Raw genomic sequence first — 19,418 nt, 5'->3', positions numbered from 1 at the left:
GCGACGGCCGGCCGGTCCGCCCCCTTCGGGCGTCCCGGCCGGCCGCGTGACTCGGAGGGAGACGGCCTAGAAGCCCGGCGGCTCGGTGTAGGTGCCCCACTCGTCGCGCAGGGCGTTGCAGATCTCGCCCAGCGTGGCCTCGGCCCGCACCGCCTCCAGCATGGCCGGGATCATGTTCGACCCGTCGCGGGCGGCGTCCAGCATGGCCTTCAGGGACGCGGTGACCCTGGCGTCGTCGCGCCGGGCCTTGCGGGCCGCGAGCTCCCGCACCTGGACGGTCTCGACCTCGTGGCTGACCCGCAGGATCTCCAGGTCCCCGGTGACCGAGCCGTGGTGGACGTTGACGCCGACGACCCGCTTGTCGCCCTTCTCCAGGGAGCGCTGGTACTGGAAGGCCGACTCGGCGATCTCCCCGGTGAACCAGCCGTCCTCGATGCCGCGCAGGATGCCCGAGGTGATCGGCCCGATCGGGTGCCGTCCGTCCGGGTGGGCCCGCAGCCCGCGCTCCTTGATCTGGTCGAAGATCTTCTCGGCGTCCGCCTCGATGCGGTCGGTGAGCTGCTCGACGAACCAGGAACCGCCCAGCGGGTCGGCCACGTTGGCGACGCCGGTCTCCTCCATCAGCACCTGCTGGGTACGCAGGGCGATCTCGGCGGCCTGCTCGCTGGGCAGCGCGAGGGTCTCGTCGAGGGCGTTGGTGTGCAGGGAGTTCGTGCCGCCGAGGACGGCCGCGAGGGCCTCGACGGCCGTGCGCACCACGTTGTTGTACGGCTGCTGGGCGGTGAGGGAGACGCCGGCGGTCTGCGTGTGGAAGCGCAGCCACATCGACTTCTCGCTCTTGGCCCCGTAGACCTCCTTCATCCAGCGCGCCCAGATCCGGCGGGCGGCGCGGAACTTGGCGATCTCCTCGAAGAAGTCGAGGTGCGCGTCGAAGAAGAAGGACAGGCCGGGCGCGAAGTGGTCCACGTCCATGCCGCGCGACAGGCCGAGCTCCACGTACCCGAACCCGTCGGCCAGGGTGTAGGCCAGCTCCTGCGCGGCCGTCGCCCCGGCCTCGCGGATGTGGTAGCCGGAGACGGACAGCGGCTTGTAGGCAGGGATGCCCTTGGCGCAGTACTCCATGAGGTCGCCGATGAGGCGCAGGTGCGGCTCGGGTTCGAAGAGCCACTCCTTCTGGGCGATGTACTCCTTGAAGATGTCCGTCTGGAGCGTGCCGTTGAGCAGGCCCGGGTCCACGCCCTGCCGCTCGGCGGCGACCAGGTACATGCAGAAGGCGGGCACGGCGGGGCCCGAGATGGTCATCGAGGTGGTGACGTCGCCGAGCGGGATGTCCTTGAAGAGGACCTCCATGTCGGCGGCGGAGTCGATGGCCACCCCGCAGTGGCCCACCTCTCCCAGCGAGCGCGGGTCGTCGGAGTCGCGCCCCATGAGCGTCGGCATGTCGAAGGCGACGGAGAGCCCGCCGCCGCCGGCGGCCAGGATCATCTTGTAGCGCTCGTTGGTCTGCTCGGCGTTCCCGAACCCGGCGAACTGCCGGATCGTCCAGGTCCGCCCCCGGTAGCCGGTGGCGTGCAGGCCGCGGGTGTACGGGTACTCACCCGGCCATCCGATGCGCTCGAATCCCTCGTACGCGTCACCGGGCCGCGGCCCGTAGACCGGATCGACCTCATCGCCGGAGAGCGTGCTGAAATCGGCGTCGCGCTTGCGGGCCTTGTCGTAACGGGCCTGCCAGCGACGGCGGCCCTCCTCGATGGCGTCTGCGTCCATACCCTCGAATTTACTAGGACGTCCTAGTAAATGTCGATGGGAAACCCGGGGAGATGCCTGCGCATGTCCCCGGGTTCGTGGTGGGCGCGAGGCGCTCTCTAGGCCTTGGCGGCCGCGAGGGAGCCGTTGACCAGCGGCTCGACCTCGGCGCGGATCTTGCGCTCGACGAAGAAGGCGGCCAGCGGGATGGTGCCGCTGAGCATCACCCAGAGCATCTTGCCGAAGGACCACCTGGCCTTGGAGCTCAGGTCGAAGGCGAAGACCAGGTAGATCATGAAGAGCACGCCGTGGGCCTGGGACACCACGAACGTCAGATCGGCACCCTTGTCGAAGCCGTACTTGAAAATCATGCAGGTGCACAGCACCAGCAGCATCACGGCGGTCGCAAGGGCCATCACCCGGTAGCGGGTCAGCACGCTCTTCTTCATGCGGCCGAGCCTATCCGTCCGTTTTGCTCGATCTTGACGGGGGCCTACTTCTCCTCGAAGTCCGCGGCGGCCACCCGCAGCGGGCGCAGCAGCGCGAAGATCTCCGCGCACTCCTCGGCGTCGTACGCGCCGAGTCCGAAGTCGATCTCCATCAGGTCCTTGGTGGCCGCCTCGACGACCTCGCGGCCCTTGTCCGTGATGGAGGCGAGGGTGCCGCGCCCGTCGTTCGGGTTGGGCCGCTTGTCGACGAGCCCGGACCGCACCAGCCGGTCGACGGTGTTCGTCACCGAGGTCGGGTGGACCATCAGCCGCTCGCCGATCTTCGACATCGGCAGCTCGCCGGCCTTGGAGAAGGTGAGCAGCACCAGTGCCTCGTAGCGCGCGAAGGTCAGACCGTACGGCTTGACCACGGCGTCGACCTCGCCGAGCAGGATCTGGTGCGCGCGCATGATCGAGGTGATGGCCGCCATCGCGGGCACCGGCCCCCAGCGCCGCTGCCAGAGTTCGTCGGCGCGGGCGATGGGATCGAAGGGAAGGCTGAGCGGCTTGGACACGTAGCAGACCCTACCGGGCGGTCATTTGACGGCGAGCCCCGTCTCACTCCTCGGTTGTTCCCGTTCCGGGGCGGTGGCGCGGAGTTCGGCGAGGAGCACCAGGACGACGGCCGTGCCGAGGACCCCCGCGCCGGTGACGACCTGGTGGACCGGCAGGAACTCGGCGGCGAGGCCGGCCAGCGCCATGCCGACGCCCTGCAAGGTCATCAGGCCGGTGCTCAGCAGGGTCATCGCCCGGCCGCGGACCTCCTCGGGGACGGCCTCGAGGTACCACCGGTCGAGGCCGAGGGTGTAGGCCTGGGCCAGGCCGGCCAGCAGCAGCGCGGTGAGGGCGAGCGGTACGCCGGGGCGCAGGGCGAACAGGAGGAGCGGCAGCAGTCCGGCGGCGGCGAGCGGGACGGTGATCCGCGCACGGCTCCGGGGGGTGAGCGCGGAGCCCGCCCAGAGCTCTCCCGCGATGGTGCCGACGGGCAGGGCGCACATCAGCAGCCCCAGCACGCCGGTCCCCGCGCCGAGGCCGTCGGTGTACGGCGCGAGCAGCGCCTCCGGTACGACGACGAAGACGGGCGGCAGCCAGAACATCAGGGTCAGCGCCCGGATCCGGCGGTCGCCGAGCACGGCGCGCAGCCCGGCGGCCGGCGAGCGGCGGGAGCCCGCCCGGGCCGGCCTGCGGCGGGTGCCGAGGCGCAGCAGCAGCGCCGAGCCGAGGAATCCGGCGGCGGTCAGGGCGATGGCCCCGCGCGGCGCGAGGACGGTGAGCAGCAGCCCGCCGAGGCCGAAGCCGGCCAGCTGGGCGCTCTGGGCCACCATGCGCAGCAGCGAGCGGCCGAGTACGAGGGTGTCGCCGGCGCCGAGGATGTCGGCGAGGGAGGCGCTGCGGGCGCCCTGGAACAGCGGTGCCACGAAGGCCATGGCGCAGCGCAGGACGAGGAGCAGCGCGACGGGGGTGCCGGGCAGGGCCATGGCGGCCGCGCAGGCGGCGCAGACCAGATCGCACCCGACGAGCACCCGCCGGGCGGGGAGGCGGTCGGCGGCTCCGGCGAGCAGGGTGCCGCCCAGCGCGTAGGGGAGGAAGCCGAGCGCGAAGGTGAGCGCGCTCATCAGCGGCGAGCCGGTGGCGCGGTAGACGAGGACGGTCAGGGCGATCTCGGCGACGACCACGCCGAGTACGGACATCAGGTGCGCGGCGAAGACGGGCCGGAACTCCCGCATCCGGAAGACGGCCCGGTAGCCGGTGGCGGGGGCCGGGGTGGCGGTTGACATGCCCGGCAGCTTCGCGGGAACTACCCTGGCGGGCGTAGGGATTCGGACCTGGACGAATCCTGGGCCGCGGCCGGCGGTGGTCAGGGTCCGTGGTCCGTGGTCCGTGGTCCGTGGTCCGTGGTCCGTGGTCCGTGGTCCGTGGTCCGTGGTCCGTGGCAACGGCGGGGAGGCGGGAGCGTCGTGGGGTTCCATTTCCGTTTCGGTCCGGGCGACCTGCTGCGGTGCCGGTTCGCGGTCTCCCCGCGCTGGGAGACGCAGGAGGCGGTGCGCTCCCTGCTGCGCCCGTACCGGCACACCTACCACCTGCCCTGGCTCCGGAAGGTGCGGGCCGCCGCCGACGGGCTGGACCTGAGGCCCCTGTGGCTGCTGATGCCCCACGCGGGGCACAATCCGGACTTCCTCAGCCCGCCGCCGCTGGGCCCGTCCGTCACCTTCGAGGAGGAGCTCGCGCGGGTGCGGGCCGCCGACCCGGAGGCGGCCCACGAGGACCTGCGGCTCTCCCTGGCCTGTACGCCGGGCGCGACGGAGAGCGCCGCCGGGCAGCGGATGCTGGCCGATCCGGCGCGGGCGGTACGGGAGTTGGCGGACCTGACCGAGCGGGCCTGGGAGGCCCTGGTCGCCCCGCACTGGCCACGGCTGCGCGGGCTGCTGGAGGCGGACATCCTGTTCCACTCGCGGCGGCTGGCGGCCGGCGGCCTGGAGGCCCTGTTCGACGGCCTCCACCCGGACCTGCGGTGGCACGGGGAGACGGACACGCTGACCATCAGCAAGGCCGGACACCACGACCGGGTGCTCGACGGGCAGGGGCTGCTGCTGATGCCGAGCGCGTTCGGCTGGCCGGACGTGGTCGGCGGCTACGACCCGCCCTGGCAGCCGACGCTGGTCTATCCGGCGCGCGGCGTCGGAGCGCTGTGGACGGCCTCGGCGGGCCCGGCCCCGCAGGCGCTGGCCCGGCTGCTGGGCCGGGCCCGGGCCGAGGTGCTGTGCGCGCTGGACGAACCCGCCTCCACGACGGCGCTGGCCCACCGGCTGGGCCTCGCCCCGTCGACGGTCTCGGCGCACCTCGGGGTCCTGCGGGCGGCGGGCCTGCTCGTCTCGGACCGCCACGGCCACCAGGTCCTCTACGAACGCACCCCGCTGGCCATCGCGCTGACCACGGGTGAGCCCACGGTGTCGTAAGACGACGACAACTGACCGCTATGTCACGATATGCCGGTTCGCTGCCCGATCCTTCGTCCCGAGGAAGCCGGATGCGCCCCGCCCTTTCCCGACGCGCCGTTCCCCGACGCCCCGTCACCGTCCTCGGCCTCCTGCTCTGCCTCGCGGCGGCCTCCGCGTGCTCCGGGGAGCCCGCCCCCGAACGGGCGGCTCCGGGCTCCCCGGCCTCCCCCTCCGCCACCGGGGCCGGCGAATCCCCGTACTGGGTGGACCCGCGGAGCAACGCCGTCCGGCAGATCGCCGCCTGGGAGGCGGCGGGCCGCTACAGCGACGCCCAGGTGCTGCGCAGGATCGCGGAACGGCCGGCGGCCCTGTGGCCGCCGGGCGGCGATCCCGGCCCCGAGATCCGCCGGGCCGGGGCCGGCGCCAGGGCCGCCGGGCGGACCCTGGTGCTCGCCGCGCACAACCTCCCGGACCGCGACTGCGGCCGCCGGCCGGCCGGCGGCGCCAAGAGCGCCGCCGCCTACCGGAGCTGGATCGGCGCCTTCGCCGACGCCCTCGCGAAGACCGAGGCCCTCGTCGTCCTGGAGCCGGACGCGATCGGGCACATCGCCGACGGCTGCACCCCGCCGGAGCGCCGGGCCGAGCGTTACGGGCTGCTCTCCGAGGCCGTCGACCGGCTCAAGCGCAACCCCCGCACCAAGGTCTACCTGGGCGCCGGGCACCCGGCCTGGATCACGGACCCGGCCGACCTCGTCGAGCCGCTGCGCAAGGCCGGGCTCGCCCGCGCGGACGGATTCGCGCTCAACGTCTCCGCCTTCCAGCCCGACGCCGCCACCCGGGCCTACGGCGCCAGGATCTCCAAGGCCACCGACGGCAAGCACTTCGTCGTCGACACCGGCCGCAACGGCGAGGGCCCGCTGCCCGGCGACCGCGGCCGGTCCGGCTGCAATCCGCCCGGCCGGGCGCTGGGGACACCGCCGACGGACCGGACGGACGACCCGCTCGTCGACGCGTACCTGTGGATCAAGCGGCCCGGCGAGTCCGACGGCCCCTGCCGCGGCGGACCGCGGGCGGGCGCCTGGTGGCCGGAGTACGCCCTGGGGCTGGCCCGCCGGGCGCGGGAGTGACCGTACGGGGAGCACGCACACGAAAGCGCCCCCGGCCGGCCGGGCCGGGGGCGCTCGAGGACAACGGGGAGCTCAGCCCCCGGCGAGGTGGCGTTCCACCGTCTCGACCTTCGAGGTGATGCCGTCGGCGACCCCGGGGCGGATGTCGGCCTTGAGGATGAAGGAGACCCGCGGCGCCCGCTCCTCCACGGCCGCCACCGCGCGCCGGACCACGTCCATGACCTCGTCCCACTCGCCCTCGACGGTGGTGAACATGGCGTCGGTTCGGTTGGGCAGCCCCGACTCGCGGACCACGCGGACGGCGTCGGCGACGTACTCCCCGACTTCTTCGCCGACCCCCAGCGGGGTCACCGAGAACGCGACGATCACGCGTCGGCCGCCTGCCGGGCGCGGGCCGCGATCACGCTGTCCGACTCGTCCCGCTTGAGCAGCCGGTCGCCGTACAGGCCGCCGAAGGGCAGCAGCGCCAGCACGAAGAACAGCGCGACCTTCTTGACGGGCCACTTCGCCTTGTTCCAGACGTCCAGCAGGAAGAGCGCGTAGAGGACGAAGAGGATCCCGTGGATGATGCCGAGCGGCATCATCAGGTAGTCGATGTCCGAGATCCGGCTCAGCAGCGAGCCGAAGATCAGCAGAGCCGGGAACGACAGCGCCTCCGGGACGGAGATGAGGCGCAGCCGGTGCAGGGCGGAGGCGGTCTTTATGTCCACGGGGAACCTTCGGAGTGGGTGGCCTGGGGCCGTTCCAGTGTCTCAGCCGCTTTGCGGGATCTTGACCCGGGCCCCTGCCGCCGGGGCCGGCGGACGGGCGGGTGACGGCCGGGGGCGTGCGCACATGCCCCGAGCCGTCCCGGACCGCGTCCGAAACCGCCCGGGTGTGGCGTATATCGGCCACGGGACTCTGTTCGCGTCCGCCCGCTGCCGATAACGTCATCCCGTGGCTCAGTTCCGACTCCAAGGCAGCAAGGTGCTCGCCGTCGACCTGACCGGGGACGCCGTGAAAGCGAAGAACGGCTCCATGGTCGCGTACGACGGCCAGATGGCCTTCAAGAAGATGACCGGCGGCGGCGAAGGCATCCGCGGGATGGTGACGCGCCGTCTCACCGGCGAGCAGATGACCGTGATGGAAGTGCAGGGGCACGGCACCTGCTTCTTCGCCGACCGCGCGAGCGAGATCAACCTGGTCAGCCTGCGCGGCGAGAAGCTCTACGTCGAGTCCAGCAACCTGCTGTGCACCGACGGCGGGCTGCGCACCGGCACGACCTTCACCGGTCTGCGCGGGGCGACGACGGGCAACGGCCTGTTCACCACGACCGTCGAGGGCTCGGGCCAGGCGGCGATCATGTCCGACGGCCCGGCGGTGGTGCTGCGCGTCAGCGCCCAGTACCCGCTCTCGGTCGACCCGGGGGCGTACATCGCGCACACCGGCAACCTCCAGCAGTCCTTCCAGTCCGGGGTGAACTTCCGCACCCTGATCGGCGAGGGCTCGGGCGAGTCCTTCCAGATCCGCTTCGAGGGCGAGGGCCTGGTGTACGTGCAGCCCAGCGAGCGCAACACCATCGGGGGCGACGTCTGATGCCGTTCCGCGAGATCAACTCGAAGATGGTCGAGGCCCAGGTGGTGCCCGGGCAGAAGATGTACAGCCAGCGGGGCGCGATGCTCGCGTACCGCGGGGACGTCTCCTTCACCCCGAGCATCACCGGCGGCCAGGGCGGCGTCATGGGCATGATCGGGCGCCGGGTGGCCAACGAGCAGACCCCGCTGATGGCGGTCGAGGGCAGCGGCACCGTGATGTTCGGCCACGGCGGCCACCACATCCAGGTGATCAGCCTGACCGGCGAGACGCTGTACGTCGAGGCCGACCGGCTGCTGGCGTTCGACGGAACACTCCAGCAGGGCACGATGTTCATGGGCTCGCAGGGCGGGGTCATGGGCATGGTGCGCGGCCAGGTGACCGGCCAGGGCCTGTTCACCACGACCCTCAAGGGCCACGGCTCGGTCGCCGTGATGGCGCACGGCGGGGTCATCGAACTCCCCATCCACCCGAACCGGCCGGTCCACGTGGACCCGCAGGCGTACGTCGCCCACCACGGCGACGTCCGCAACAAGCTCTCCACCGCGCTCGGCTGGCGGGACATGGTGGGGCGCGGCTCGGGTGAGGCGTTCCAGCTGGAGCTCTCCGGCCAGGGCGCGGTGTACGTACAGGCCTCGGAGGAGAAGCTGTGAACTTTGGTCCCGTGATGGGCGGACCCGGCGGTCCGACGGTCTACGACCCGTACACGCTGCCCTCCGACGACAACGTGAACGCGTACACCTTCTGCGTGGAGCTCAAGGGGAGCCAGTGGTTCCTGCAGAAGGGCAAGATGATCTCGTACTACGGGAGCATCGAGTTCAACGGCATCGGCCACGGCCGCTTCGACCGGCTGCTGCGCACCAGTTTCCACTCGCCGCTGCACGCGAGCGACTGGGTGGTGGCCGAGGGGCAGGGCAAGATGCTCCTCGCCGACCGGGCCTTCGACGTGAACTCGTACGACCTGGAGAACGGGAACCTGACGATCCGGTCAGGCAATCTGCTCGCCTACCAGCCCTCCCTCGCCCTCAAGCAGTCGATCGTCCCGGGCTTCCTGACGCTGATCGGCACCGGCAAGTTCGTCGCGGCCTCCAACGGGCCGGTGGTGTTCATGGAGCCGCCGCTGCGCGTGGACCCGCAGGCGCTGGTGGGCTGGGCCGACTGCCCCTCGCCGTGCCACCACTACGACCACGCCTACATGTCGGGCGTGATGGGCGGCCTGCGCTCGCTGACGGGCATCGGCGGCACGTCGGGCGAGGAGCACCAGTTCGAGTTCGTGGGCGCGGGCACGGTGCTGCTGCAGTCCTCGGAGATGCTCATGGCCGAGCAGGCGGTCGGCACGGTCGGCGCCGGCGCGGCCACGGGCAACGCGCAGGGCGTCCCGGGGGCCGGCCAGGGTCCGCTGGGGCAGCTGGGCGTACCGCGGATGCCGGGACAGCTGGGTGATCTCCAGCGCCGCTTCGGACTGTGACGCCCCAAGACGCCCGTTCCATTTTTGTACGTAATTCAACTTCTTAGGTAGAGTTCACTCATGGAGACCATGGAGACCGAGACGGCAACCCGGTGGCTGACGGACGCCGAGCAGTGCGCCTGGCGTACCCATCTGGACGTCAGCCGACTGCTGATGCACCAGCTGGAGAAGGATCTCCAGCCCTTCGGACTCACCAACAACGACTACGAGATCCTCGTGAACCTCTCGGAGTCGCCGGACCACCGGATGCGGATGAGCGATCTCGCGACCGCCACCCTGCAGTCCAAGAGCCGGCTCTCCCACCAGATCACGCGCATGGAGGCGGCGGGCCTGGTCCGCCGCGTGAACTGCGAATCCGACCGCCGCGGCCTGTTCGCGGTGCTCACGGACGCGGGCATGGACACCATGCGCAAGGTCGCCCCGCACCACGTGGCGTCCGTCCGCCGGCACTTCATCGACCTGCTGCCGCCGCAGGCCCTGGCCGCCCTGCGCGAGTCGCTGAACCCGGTGGCCGAGCACCTGCGCGACAACCGCGGCAAGGCCTGACCGCGCCCGGACGCCGCGGGGCGCCGCGCACCGGCTCCGGACGCGCCGGACCGCCATCGGCACGACAATGGCTGGGAACGCTCGCTGCCGGCCCGACCGCCCGCAGGGCGACCGCAGGCGGTACGGCCGGCCTGAGGAGGTCCAGCCCATGAAGCGCAACCTGTACGTCTCCGCGGCCGCGTCCGTGGTCCTGCTGGTGGGGGCCCGGTGGCGGCCGCGGGAGCGGCACCCGCCGACACGGCGAGAACCGCCCCCGCGGCCGTGGCCCCGATGGTCGACGTCACCGCCGAGGCCGCGATCGCCGCGGCCCTGAAGGATCACCCGGGCATGGTCGAGTCCCTCGACCGCGACGGCAACATCTGGCACGTCGACGTGATCACCAAGGACGGCAAGGGCCACGCCGAGCTCCAGGTCGACGCCGCGACCGGCGCGGTCACCCGGCAGAACCTCGACACCAACGAGAACGCCGGCGAGCACAAGGACCTGCTCGCCGCCGAGGTCACCGCCGAGGAGGCCGCCAAGGCCGCCGTGGCCGCCGTGGCCGCCCATTCAGGCCAGGTCCGGACGGTCGAGTGGGACTCCCGGGACGACGGCAGGGCCGCGGCCTGGCACGTCGAGGTGCGGGACGCCGACGGCAAGACGTGGGACACCTCCGTGGACGCCACGACCGGCAAGGTCACCACGCAGTCCGACTCGGGGAACGACTCAGGCAACGACTCAGGCAACAGCCCGGACAACGACAACGGCTGACCCGGCCGGTCCGCGTACGAGAGGAGCCGCGCCCCGTGCAGGGGGCGCGGCTCGTCTCGTCACTGCCGGGGCGGTCCGGTCAGGCGTTGGGACGCTTGCCGTGATTCGCCTTCTTCTTCTTGCGTGCTCGCTTCTTGTTGCCGCGCTTGGCCATGAGCCACTCCCTGAATCGGGGTAATCCGGGCGTTCGCCAGTCTAGGGTCGGCGCGCCCGGCGCGCATCAGGCTTCGGTCAAACTGTCCAGCAGGACGTCGGCCGCCGCGTACGGATCCAGCTCGCCCCCGGCCACCCGTGACGCCAGCGCCTCCAGCCGGGAGTCCCCGTGCAGATCGGCCATCCGGGTCCGCAGCGAGGTCACCGCGATCGTCTCCACCTCGCGCGCCGCCCGCGCCGTGCGCCGCTCCGCGAGCACCCCCCGCTCGTCCATCCACGCCCGGTGCTTCTCCAGCGCCTCGACGAGCTCGTCGATGCCCTGGGCCCGCGCCGCGACGGTCTTGATGATGGGCGGGCGCCAGTCTCCCGGCCCCCGGGACTCCCCCAGGCCCAGCATGTGGTTCAGCTCCCGGGCGGTGGCGTCCGCGCCGTCCCGGTCTGCCTTGTTCACGACGTACACGTCGCCGATCTCCAGGATCCCCGCCTTCGCGGCCTGGATCCCGTCGCCCATCCCCGGAGCGAGCAGCACCACCGAGGTGTCCGCCTGAGCGGCGATCTCCACCTCCGACTGGCCGACGCCGACCGTCTCGACCAGGACCACGTCGCAGCCGGCCGCGTCGAGCACCCGGATCGCCTGCGGGGCGGACCAGGCGAGGCCGCCCAGGTGACCGCGGGTGGCCATGGACCGGATGTAGACCCCCGGATCGGAGGCGTGGTCCGACATGCGCACCCGGTCGCCGAGCAGCGCACCGCCGGAGAACGGCGAGGACGGGTCGACGGCGAGGACGCCGACCCGCTTCCCGGCCTTGCGGTACGCGGACACCAGCGCCGAGGTCGAGGTCGACTTGCCGACGCCCGGCGATCCCGTCAGCCCCACCACGTACGCGTTGCCCGTCAGCGGGGCCAGCGCCGCCATCACCTCGCGCAACTGCGGGGACGCCCCCTCCACCAGCGAGATCAGCCGGGCCACCGCTCTCGGCCTGCCCTCACGGGCCTGGGCCACCAGCTGGGGGACGTCCACCGCCGTCATACGTGCTGCGCTCCTCGGTTCTCGTACGGCTACGGGCGGGTGCGGGACCCGGTCACGCCTGGGGCACGCGGACGATCAGGGCGTCGCCCTGGCCGCCGCCGCCGCACAGCGCGGCCGCGCCGACCCCGCCGCCGCGGCGCTTCAGCTCCAGCGCCAGGTGCAGCACCACACGGGCGCCGGACATGCCGATCGGGTGCCCCAGGGCAATGGCGCCACCGTTGACGTTCACCTTTTCCGGGGTGACCCCGAGGTCCTTCATTGACTGCACGGCGACCGCCGCGAAGGCCTCGTTGATCTCGATGAGGTCCAGGTCGCCGACCTCCAGGCCCTCCTTCTTCAGGGCGTGCTGGATGGCGTTCGACGGCTGCGACTGCAGCGAGTTGTCGGGACCGGCCACGTTGCCGTGGGCGCCGATCTCGGCGATCCACTCCAGGCCCAGCTCCTCGGCCTTGGCCTTGCTCATCACGACCACGGCGGCCGCGCCGTCGCTGATCTGCGAGGAGGTGCCCGCGGTGATCGTGCCGTCCTTGGCGAAGGCCGGGCGCAGCTTGCCGAGGGACTCCGCGGTGGTCTCCGGGCGGATGCCCTCGTCCTGGGAGAAGACGACCGGCTCGCCCTTGCGCTGCGGGATCTCGACCGGGGTGATCTCGGCCTCGAAGACGCCGTTCTTCTGCGCGGCCGCGGCCCGCTGGTGCGAGGCGGCGGCGAACTCGTCCTGCGGGGCGCGCTCGATGCCCAGGCGGGTGTTGTGCTTCTCGGTCGACTCGCCCATCGCGATGTTCTCGAAGGCGTCGGTGAGGCCGTCGTAGGCCATCGCGTCGAGCATCTCGACGGCGCCGTACTTGTAGCCCTCGCGGGACTTGGGCAGCAGGTGCGGGGCGTTGGTCATGGACTCCTGGCCGCCGGCCACCACGATGTCGAACTCACCGGCGCGGATCAGCTGGTCGGCCAGCGCGATCGCGTCCAGACCCGAGAGGCACACCTTGTTGATCGTGAGCGCGGGCACGTTCATCGGAATTCCGGCCTTGACGGCGGCCTGACGCGCTGGAATCTGGCCTGCGCCTGCCTGGAGCACCTGCCCCATGATCACGTACTGCACCTGGTCGCCGGAGATCCCGGCCCGGTCCAGCGCGGACTTGATGGCGAACCCGCCGAGGTCGGCACCCGAGAAGGACTTCAGCGATCCGAGCAGGCGCCCCATGGGCGTGCGGGCCCCGGCGACGATCACTGAGGTGGTGTTGTTCGATCCGGACATGAGGCACAGCCCCTTGAGGATGAGGAGTGAACGAGGGTTTACCTGAATGTACTGAGCGGTACCGGTGGCGTCACCGGGCTGTAGGTGTGATCGCTGGCACGTTGCGTCGGCACCCCTCCCGGCGGTGCACTGGTCCCATGCTGACAAGGATCGACCACATCGGAATCGCCTGCTTCGACCTCGACAAGACCGTCGAGTTCTACCGTGCCACGTACGGCTTCGAGGTCTTCCACACCGAGGTCAACGAGGAGCAGGGCGTCCGCGAGGCCATGCTCAAAATCAACGAGACGTCCGACGGCGGCGCCTCCTACCTCCAGCTCCTCGAGCCGACCCGCGAGGATTCGGCCGTGGGCAAGTGGCTGGCGAAGAACGGCGAGGGAGTCCACCACATCGCCTTCGGCACCGAGGACGTCGACGGCGACTCGGAAGCCATCCGCGGCAAGGGCGTCCGGGTCCTCTACGACCAGCCCCGCACCGGCTCGATGGGCTCCCGCATCACCTTCCTCCACCCCAAGGACTGCCACGGAGTCCTGACCGAGCTCGTCACCTCCAACCCCGACCACTGATGTCCCGTATCCCCGGCCGGTAGAGTGGCCATGGCTCGGCCGGGGTTCGGTGCGGAGACGGGGTCGGGGCCTGTGACCCCTGCCCCGGTATCTGACACCATTCCCCCGGGGGCGTCGTTCAGCGGGCGAGCGATGCTCATTGGGAGTGAGCTTGCGACCAGGGGACGGATGGGACCGCGCTGTGCGGGGCTACGAAAGCCAGGAGAGCCATCAGGCCGAGGCCGACCATCTCTCGCGCTTCGAGGCCGAGATGGAGCGGCTGAAGAAGGAGCGCGGGAAGGCCGTACAGCACGCTGAGGACCTGGGATACCAGGTCGAGGTGCTGCGGGCCAAGCTCCACGAGGTGCGCCGTTCTCTGGCGTCCCGGCCCGCCTATGACGGCGCGGACATGGGGTACCAGGCGGAGCAGCTGCTCCGCAATGCCCAGATCCAGGCCGACCAGATGCGCTCCGACGCCGAGCGCGAGCTGCGCGACGCCCGGGCGCAGACCCAGCGCATCCTCCAGGAACACGCCGAGCACCAGGCGCGCCTCCAGGCCGAGCTGCACGCCGAGGCCGTCAACCGGCGCCAGCGCCTGGACCAGGAGCTGGGCGAGCGCCGGCAGACCGTCGAGGCGCACGTCAACGAGAACGTGGCCTGGGCCGAGCAGCTGCGCGCCCGTACGGAGTCCCAGGCGCGCCGGCTCATGGAGGAGTCCCGCGCCGAGGCCGAGCAGTCCCTGAACGCGGCGCGCGCCGAGGCCGCCCGGGTCGCCGAGGAGACCCGGCGCCGGATCGCCGCCGACGCGGAGGCCGCCCGTACGGAGGCCGAGGCCACCCTGCTGCGCGCCCGCAAGGAGGCCGAGCGGCTGCTGACCGCCGCCTCCGCGCAGGCCCAGGAGGCCACCGAGCACGCGGAGCGGCTGCGCTCCAGCACCTCCGCCGAGGCGGAGCAGACCCGCCAGCAGACCCTCGACCTCGGCCGGGTCGCCGAGCAGCGGGTCCAGGAGGCCGACGGAGCCCTGCGCGAGGCGCGGGCCGCCGCCGAGAAGGTCCTCGCGGAGGCCAAGGAGAGCGCCTCGCGGCAGCTCGCCTCGGCGGAGTCCGTGAACGAGCAGCGCACCCGCACGGCCAAGGAGCAGGTGGCGCGGCTGGTCGGCGAGGCCACCAAGGAGGCCGAGGTCCTCAAGGCGGAGGCCGAGCAGTCGCTGGCCGACGCCCGTGCCGAGGCCGAGCGGCTGCGCACCGAGGCCGGCGAGCAGGCCCGTACGGCCGCGGCCGAGGACACCGCGGCGCAGCTGGCGAAGGCGGCCCGCACCGCCGAGGACGTACTGAACAAGGCCTCGGAGGACGCCCGGGCCACCACGAAGGCCGCGTCCGACGAGGCCGAGCGGATCCGCCGCGAGGCCGAGGCGGAGGCCGAGCGGCTGCGCGCCCAGGCGGCGGAGACGGCCGACGAGCTCAAGGGCGCGGCGAAGGACGACACCGAGGAGTACCGGGCCCGTACGGTCGAACTCCAGGAGGAGGCCCGGCGGCTGCGCGGGGAGGCCGAGCAGCTGCGCGCCGAGGCCGTCGCCGAGGGCGAGCGGATCCGCGGCGAGGCCCGCCGCGAGGCGGTCCAGCAGATCGAGGAGGCGGCCAAGACCGCCGAGGAGCTCCTGGGCAAGGCCAAGGCAGGCGCGGACGAGCTGCGCGGCGGGGCCAGCGCCGAGAGCGAGCGGGTCCGCGCCGAGGCCGTGGAGCGGGCCACCACCCTGCGCCGGCAGGCCGAGGAGACCCTGGAGCGCACCCGCGCCGAGGCGGAGCGGCTGCGCGCCGACGCCGAGGAGCGGGCGGAGGCCGTACGGGCCGAGGCCGACGCGGCGGCGCTCGCCCGGCGCGAGGAGACCGAGCAGGCGCTGGCCGCCAAGCGCGCGGAGGCCGACGAGGAACTCGTACGCCTGCACACGGACGCCGAGAGCCGGCTGACCACGGCCGAGCAGACGCTGCGCGACGCCCGGTCGGCGGCGGAGAACATCCGCCGGGAGACCGGCGAGAAGACCGACCGGCTGCGCGCCGAGTCGGCGGAGCGGATCCGTACCCTCCAGACGCAGGCGGAGGCGGAGGCCGACCAGCTGCGCACCGACGCGGCCCAGGACTCCGGCCGGGTGCGCGCGGAGGCCGAGCAGGTCGCGGTGCGGCTGCGCGGCGAGGCCGAGGCCGAGGCGGAGCGGGTGCGCTCCGAGGCCCAGGAGACCGCGGACCGGCTGCGCGCCGAGGCGAAGGCGGCGGCCGAGCGGGTCGCCGAGGAGGCCGCGGAGGCGCTGGCCGCCGCGCAGGAGGAGGCCGCCCGGCGGCGCCGGGAGTCCGAGGAGACCCTGGCGTCGGCGCGGACGGACGCCGACAACGAGCGGGCGCAGGCCCGTGAGCAGAGCGAGGAGCTGCTGGCCGCGGCCCGCAAGCGCTCCGAGGAGGCCCAGGCCGAGGCGGCCCGGCTGACCGAGGAGGCCGAGCGGCGCGCCTCGGATCTGGTGTCGGCGGCGGAGGCCACCGCCCAGCAGGTACGGGACTCCGTGGCGGGTCTCCACGAGCAGGCCGAGGAGGAGGTCGCCGGACTGCGCAGCGCGGCCGAGCACGCGGCGCAGCGCACGCGGACCGAGGCCGAGGAGGAGGCCGAGCGGGTCCGCGCCGACGCGTACGAGGAGCGGGAGCGGGCCACCGGCGACGCGAACCGGATCCGCAGCGAGGCGCGTGCCGAGACGGACGCGGCGAAGGCGCTGGCCGAGCGGACGGTCGGCGACGCGATCGCCGAGGCCGAGCAGCTGCGCAGTGACACGGCGGAGTACGCGCAGCGGGTGCGTACGGAGGCCACGGACGCGCTGGCCGCTTCGGAGCGGGACGCGGCCCGGACCCGGGCGGACGCGCGGGACGACGCGAACCGGATCCGCAGCGAGGCGGCGGCCGCGGCCGACGCGACGCGCGCGGAGGCCGCGGGCACCCTGGACGAGGCCCGTGCCGAGGGCAACCGGCTGCGCACGGAGGCGGCCGAGCAGGCGGACCGGCTCATCACCGAGGCCACGGCGGAAGCCGAGCGGCTCACCGAGGAGACCGCGGCCGCGAACGCCGCCACGGTCGGCGAGGCCGAGTCCGCCGCGGAGGCGCTGCGCGCGAAGGCGGAGCGGCTGACGGCCCAGGCGGCCGAGACCCTGGTCGCGGCCGAGCGGGACGCCACGCGCGTCCTGGTCGACGCCCGCAACGAGGGCGACCGGCTGGTCGACGAGACCCGTGCGGCCAATGAGGTCACGGTCGGCGAGGCGGCGGCGGAGGCGGACCGGCTGCGCGCGGAGGCCGCGCAGGCACTGGACGAGGCCCGTGCGGAGGGCGGCCGGATCATCGGCGAGGCCACCGCGGAGGCGGAGCGCGTCACGGCCGCGGCGAGCGAGACGCTCGCGAGCGCCGAGCAGGAGTCCGCGCGGACGCTCGACGAGGCCCGCGAGGAGGCGAACAAGCGCCGCAGCGAGGCCGCGGAGCAGGTGGACCGGCTCATCACCGAGGCCGCGGCGGAAGCCGACCGGCTCACCGCGCAGACCCGCAAGGACAACGAGCGCACGGTCGGCGAGGCGGCGAACGAGGCGGAGCGGCTGCGCGCGGAGGCGTCGGAGGTGCTGTCCTCGGCGCAGGAGCACGCGACCCGTACCCGCTCGGAGGCCGAGCGGGTCAAGGCGGAGGCCGCGGGCGCGGCCGAGCGGATGCGCGCGGAGGCCCGTGCGGAGTCCGAGCGGCTGCTGGACGAGGCGCGCGAGGAGGCCAACAAGCGCCGCAGCGAGGCCGCGGAGCAGGTGGACCGGCTCATCACGGAGGCCTCGTCGGAGGCCGAGAAGCTCACCTCGGAGGCGCAGAAGCAGGCGCTGGCGTCCACGACGGCGGCCGAGGAGCAGGCCGACGCGATGGTGGACGCGGCCCGCAAGGAGGCCGCGCGGATCACCTCGGAGGCGACCGTGGAGGGCAACTCCCTGGTGGAGAAGGCCCGTACGGACGCGGACGAGCTGCTGGTCGGGGCGCGTACGGACGCGTCGGCCATAAGGGAGCGGGCGGAGGAGCTGCGCGGCCGGGTCGAGGCCGAGGTCGAGGAGCTGCACGAGCGGGCCCGCCGGGAGTCGGCCGAGCAGATGAAGTCGGCCGGCGAGCGCGTGGACAAGCTGGTGCGCGCGGCGACCGAGCAGAGCGTCGAGGCCGAGGCGAAGGCCAAGGAGCTGGTGTCGGACGCGAGCAGCGAGGCGAGCAAGGTGCGCATCGCGGCGGTCCGCAAGGCCGAGGCACTGCTCAAGGAGGCCGAGCAGAAGAAGGCCGAGCTGGCGCGGGAGGCCGAGAAGGCGCTCGCCGAGGCGAAGTCGGAGGCCGGCCGGCTCGTCGAGGAGGGCCGCCGTGAGCTGGAGGTCCTGGTGCGCCGGCGCGAGGACATTCAGGCGGAGATCTCCCGTGTCCAGGACGTTCTTGAGGCGTTGGAATCATTCGAGGCGCCTTCGGGTGGCGGAAAGCCCGGGGTCGGCGGCCAGGGCGCGGGGGGCGTGAAGGCCGGCGCGGCGGCGGGGTCCACTCGTTCGGGTGGCAAGACGTCAGAGGGCTAGTCGGTGCACAGGACGTGTGCTCCTGATGGAGGTTCAGGCGAACGAGTGACAAGCAATCCGTCGCCTTGCCACTCAAAAGGGGTGTCATTGTCCAGATCAAACGTGGATTGACTCGATGACACGCCGCTCGGGCGCCTAGGATTCCCCTTAACACCTCACGTAGCACCTCATCGGTCTCATTCGACAGGAACCCCATGAGCGACACTTCCTCCCCCTTCGGCTTCGAGCTCGTGCGGCGTGGTTACGACCGCGGTCAGGTGGACGACCGCATTACCAAGCTGGTCTCCGACCGCGACAGCGCCCTTGGACGTATCAACTCTCTGGAAAAGCGGATCGAGGAGCTGCACCTCGAGACGCAGAACGCCCAGGCCCAGGTGAACGACGCCGAGCCGTCGTACGCCGGCCTCGGCGCCCGGGTCGAGAAGATCCTGCGGCTGGCCGAGGAGGAGGCGAAGGACCTGCGCGAGGAGGCCCGTCGCGCGGCCGAGCAGCACCGTGAGCTGGCCGAGTCGGCTGCCCAGCAGGTGCGCAACGACGCCGAGTCGTTCGCCGCCGACCGCAAGTCGAAGGCGGAGGACGAGGGCGTCCGCATCGTCGAGAAGGCCAAGGGCGACGCCTCCACCCTGCGCGCCGAGGCCCAGAAGGACGCGGCCTCCAAGCGCGAGGAGGCCGACGCGCTGTTCGAGGAGACCCGCGCCAAGGCCGCCCAGGCCGCCGCGGACTTCGAGACCAACCTGGCCAAGCGCCGCGAGCAGTCGGAGCGCGACCTGGCCTCGCGTCAGGCCAAGGCGGAGAAGCGCCTCGCGGAGATCGAGCACCGCGCGGAGCAGCTGCGCCTGGAGGCCGAGAAGCTCCGTACGGACGCGGAGCGCCGGGCCCGCCAGACCGTGGAGACCGCGCAGCGCCAGGCCGAGGACATCGTGGCCGACGCGAACGCCAAGGCGGACCGTATCCGCAGCGAGTCGGAGCGCGAGCTGGCGGCGCTCACCAACCGCCGCGACTCCATCAACGCGCAGCTGACCAACGTCCGCGAGATGCTGGCGACGCTGACCGGTGCGGCGGTCGCGGCCGCCAACCCGATCGTCGACGACGAGCCGGTCACCCGCGGCGTCCCGGCGCAGCAGAGCCGCTAGCCGGACCGCCGGGAGCCGCTCGCACCCACGAGGTTCGTCCGAGGGCCGTACGTCACCTGT

At 72.7% G+C, this 19,418-nt stretch carries 19 protein-coding genes; 10 read left to right on the top strand and 9 right to left on the bottom strand.

The window, feature by feature from the left end:
* Positions 1-66: 66 nt before the first annotated feature.
* The 4 genes from ACTVZO_RS28205 to ACTVZO_RS28190 form a co-directional block, all read right to left on the bottom strand.
* Positions 67-1,767, bottom strand: a complete 1,701-nt coding sequence (locus ACTVZO_RS28205; RefSeq protein WP_443301009.1) for an acyl-CoA mutase large subunit family protein — start codon at positions 1,765-1,767, stop codon at positions 67-69.
* Positions 1,768-1,865: 98 nt separating this feature from the next.
* Positions 1,866-2,195 carry a DUF3817 domain-containing protein gene (locus tag ACTVZO_RS28200; RefSeq protein ID WP_443301008.1) on the bottom strand — a complete coding sequence of 110 codons (330 nt, stop codon included), beginning with the start codon at positions 2,193-2,195 and terminating at the stop codon, positions 1,866-1,868.
* Positions 2,196-2,239: 44 nt separating this feature from the next.
* Positions 2,240-2,749, bottom strand: a complete 510-nt coding sequence (locus tag ACTVZO_RS28195; RefSeq protein WP_443301007.1) for a MarR family winged helix-turn-helix transcriptional regulator — start codon at positions 2,747-2,749, stop codon at positions 2,240-2,242.
* A gap of 21 nt (positions 2,750-2,770) precedes the next feature.
* Positions 2,771-4,012 (bottom strand): MFS transporter, encoded by a 1,242-nt coding sequence (locus ACTVZO_RS28190; protein ID WP_443301006.1) that lies wholly within the window; start codon positions 4,010-4,012, stop codon positions 2,771-2,773.
* Positions 4,013-4,192: 180 nt separating this feature from the next.
* Here ACTVZO_RS28190 and ACTVZO_RS28185 point away from each other — a divergent pair, with 180 nt between their 5' ends.
* A complete protein-coding gene (locus tag ACTVZO_RS28185) occupies positions 4,193-5,191 on the top strand; it encodes a DUF5937 family protein (protein WP_443301005.1) in 999 nt (332 codons plus the stop codon).
* Positions 5,192-5,262: 71 nt separating this feature from the next.
* Positions 5,263-6,300 carry a glycoside hydrolase family 6 protein gene (locus ACTVZO_RS28180; RefSeq protein WP_443301004.1) on the top strand — a complete coding sequence of 346 codons (1,038 nt, stop codon included), beginning with the start codon at positions 5,263-5,265 and terminating at the stop codon, positions 6,298-6,300.
* A 72-nt stretch (positions 6,301-6,372) separates the two neighbouring features.
* Here ACTVZO_RS28180 and ACTVZO_RS28175 read toward each other — a convergent pair whose 3' ends face one another.
* Positions 6,373-6,669 (bottom strand): MTH1187 family thiamine-binding protein, encoded by a 297-nt coding sequence (locus tag ACTVZO_RS28175; protein ID WP_443301003.1) that lies wholly within the window; start codon positions 6,667-6,669, stop codon positions 6,373-6,375.
* On the bottom strand, positions 6,666-7,010 hold the full coding sequence (locus ACTVZO_RS28170) for a DUF3817 domain-containing protein (protein ID WP_443301002.1): 345 nt from the start codon (positions 7,008-7,010) through the stop codon (positions 6,666-6,668). The genes ACTVZO_RS28175 and ACTVZO_RS28170 overlap by 4 nt, the downstream gene beginning before the upstream one ends.
* Before the next feature lie 226 nt (positions 7,011-7,236).
* On the opposite strand from ACTVZO_RS28170, the gene ACTVZO_RS28165 reads away from it, so the two are divergent.
* The 5 genes from ACTVZO_RS28165 (at position 7,237) to ACTVZO_RS28145 (ending at position 10,636) form a co-directional block, all read left to right on the top strand.
* Positions 7,237-7,875: an AIM24 family protein gene (locus tag ACTVZO_RS28165; RefSeq protein WP_443301001.1), complete on the top strand. Its 639-nt coding sequence runs from the start codon at positions 7,237-7,239 to the stop codon at positions 7,873-7,875.
* On the top strand, positions 7,875-8,525 hold the full coding sequence (locus ACTVZO_RS28160; RefSeq protein WP_443301000.1) for an AIM24 family protein: 651 nt from the start codon (positions 7,875-7,877) through the stop codon (positions 8,523-8,525). Before ACTVZO_RS28165 ends, ACTVZO_RS28160 begins: the two co-directional genes overlap by 1 nt.
* Before the next feature lie 14 nt (positions 8,526-8,539).
* Positions 8,540-9,340: an AIM24 family protein gene (locus ACTVZO_RS28155; protein WP_443303287.1), complete on the top strand. Its 801-nt coding sequence runs from the start codon at positions 8,540-8,542 to the stop codon at positions 9,338-9,340.
* Positions 9,341-9,409: 69 nt separating this feature from the next.
* Positions 9,410-9,886, top strand: coding sequence for a MarR family winged helix-turn-helix transcriptional regulator (locus ACTVZO_RS28150; protein ID WP_443303286.1), 477 nt, complete (start codon positions 9,410-9,412; stop codon positions 9,884-9,886).
* Between the two features lie 207 nt (positions 9,887-10,093).
* On the top strand, positions 10,094-10,636 hold the full coding sequence (locus ACTVZO_RS28145; protein ID WP_443300999.1) for a PepSY domain-containing protein: 543 nt from the start codon (positions 10,094-10,096) through the stop codon (positions 10,634-10,636).
* 79 nt (positions 10,637-10,715) lie between these two features.
* On the opposite strand, the gene ACTVZO_RS28140 is transcribed toward ACTVZO_RS28145, so the two are convergent.
* From ACTVZO_RS28140 to ACTVZO_RS28130, 3 genes are all read right to left on the bottom strand, one after another.
* On the bottom strand, positions 10,716-10,790 hold the full coding sequence (locus tag ACTVZO_RS28140) for a 50S ribosomal protein bL37 (RefSeq protein WP_099895366.1): 75 nt from the start codon (positions 10,788-10,790) through the stop codon (positions 10,716-10,718).
* Positions 10,791-10,856: 66 nt separating this feature from the next.
* Complete coding sequence (meaB, locus tag ACTVZO_RS28135) at positions 10,857-11,819, bottom strand: methylmalonyl Co-A mutase-associated GTPase MeaB (RefSeq protein ID WP_443300998.1); 963 nt, start codon at positions 11,817-11,819, stop codon at positions 10,857-10,859.
* 52 nt (positions 11,820-11,871) lie between these two features.
* Positions 11,872-13,074 carry an acetyl-CoA C-acetyltransferase gene (locus tag ACTVZO_RS28130; RefSeq protein WP_443300997.1) on the bottom strand — a complete coding sequence of 401 codons (1,203 nt, stop codon included), beginning with the start codon at positions 13,072-13,074 and terminating at the stop codon, positions 11,872-11,874.
* Between the two features lie 137 nt (positions 13,075-13,211).
* Between ACTVZO_RS28130 and mce the strand changes: the two genes are divergently transcribed.
* From mce to ACTVZO_RS28115, 3 genes are all read left to right on the top strand, one after another.
* Positions 13,212-13,640 carry a methylmalonyl-CoA epimerase gene (mce, locus tag ACTVZO_RS28125; RefSeq protein WP_443300996.1) on the top strand — a complete coding sequence of 143 codons (429 nt, stop codon included), beginning with the start codon at positions 13,212-13,214 and terminating at the stop codon, positions 13,638-13,640.
* Positions 13,641-13,821: 181 nt separating this feature from the next.
* On the top strand, positions 13,822-18,225 hold the full coding sequence (gene scy, locus ACTVZO_RS28120; RefSeq protein WP_443300995.1) for a polarized growth protein Scy: 4,404 nt from the start codon (positions 13,822-13,824) through the stop codon (positions 18,223-18,225).
* A gap of 194 nt (positions 18,226-18,419) precedes the next feature.
* Positions 18,420-19,358 carry a cellulose-binding protein gene (locus ACTVZO_RS28115; RefSeq protein WP_030386920.1) on the top strand — a complete coding sequence of 313 codons (939 nt, stop codon included), beginning with the start codon at positions 18,420-18,422 and terminating at the stop codon, positions 19,356-19,358.
* Positions 19,359-19,418: the final 60 nt, after the last annotated feature.

It is taken from the genome of Streptomyces sp. IBSNAI002 (assembly GCF_052244475.1).
Taxonomy (GTDB): Bacteria; Actinomycetota; Actinomycetes; order Streptomycetales; family Streptomycetaceae; genus Streptomyces.
This window is presented reverse-complemented; position numbering and strand designations above follow the sequence as displayed.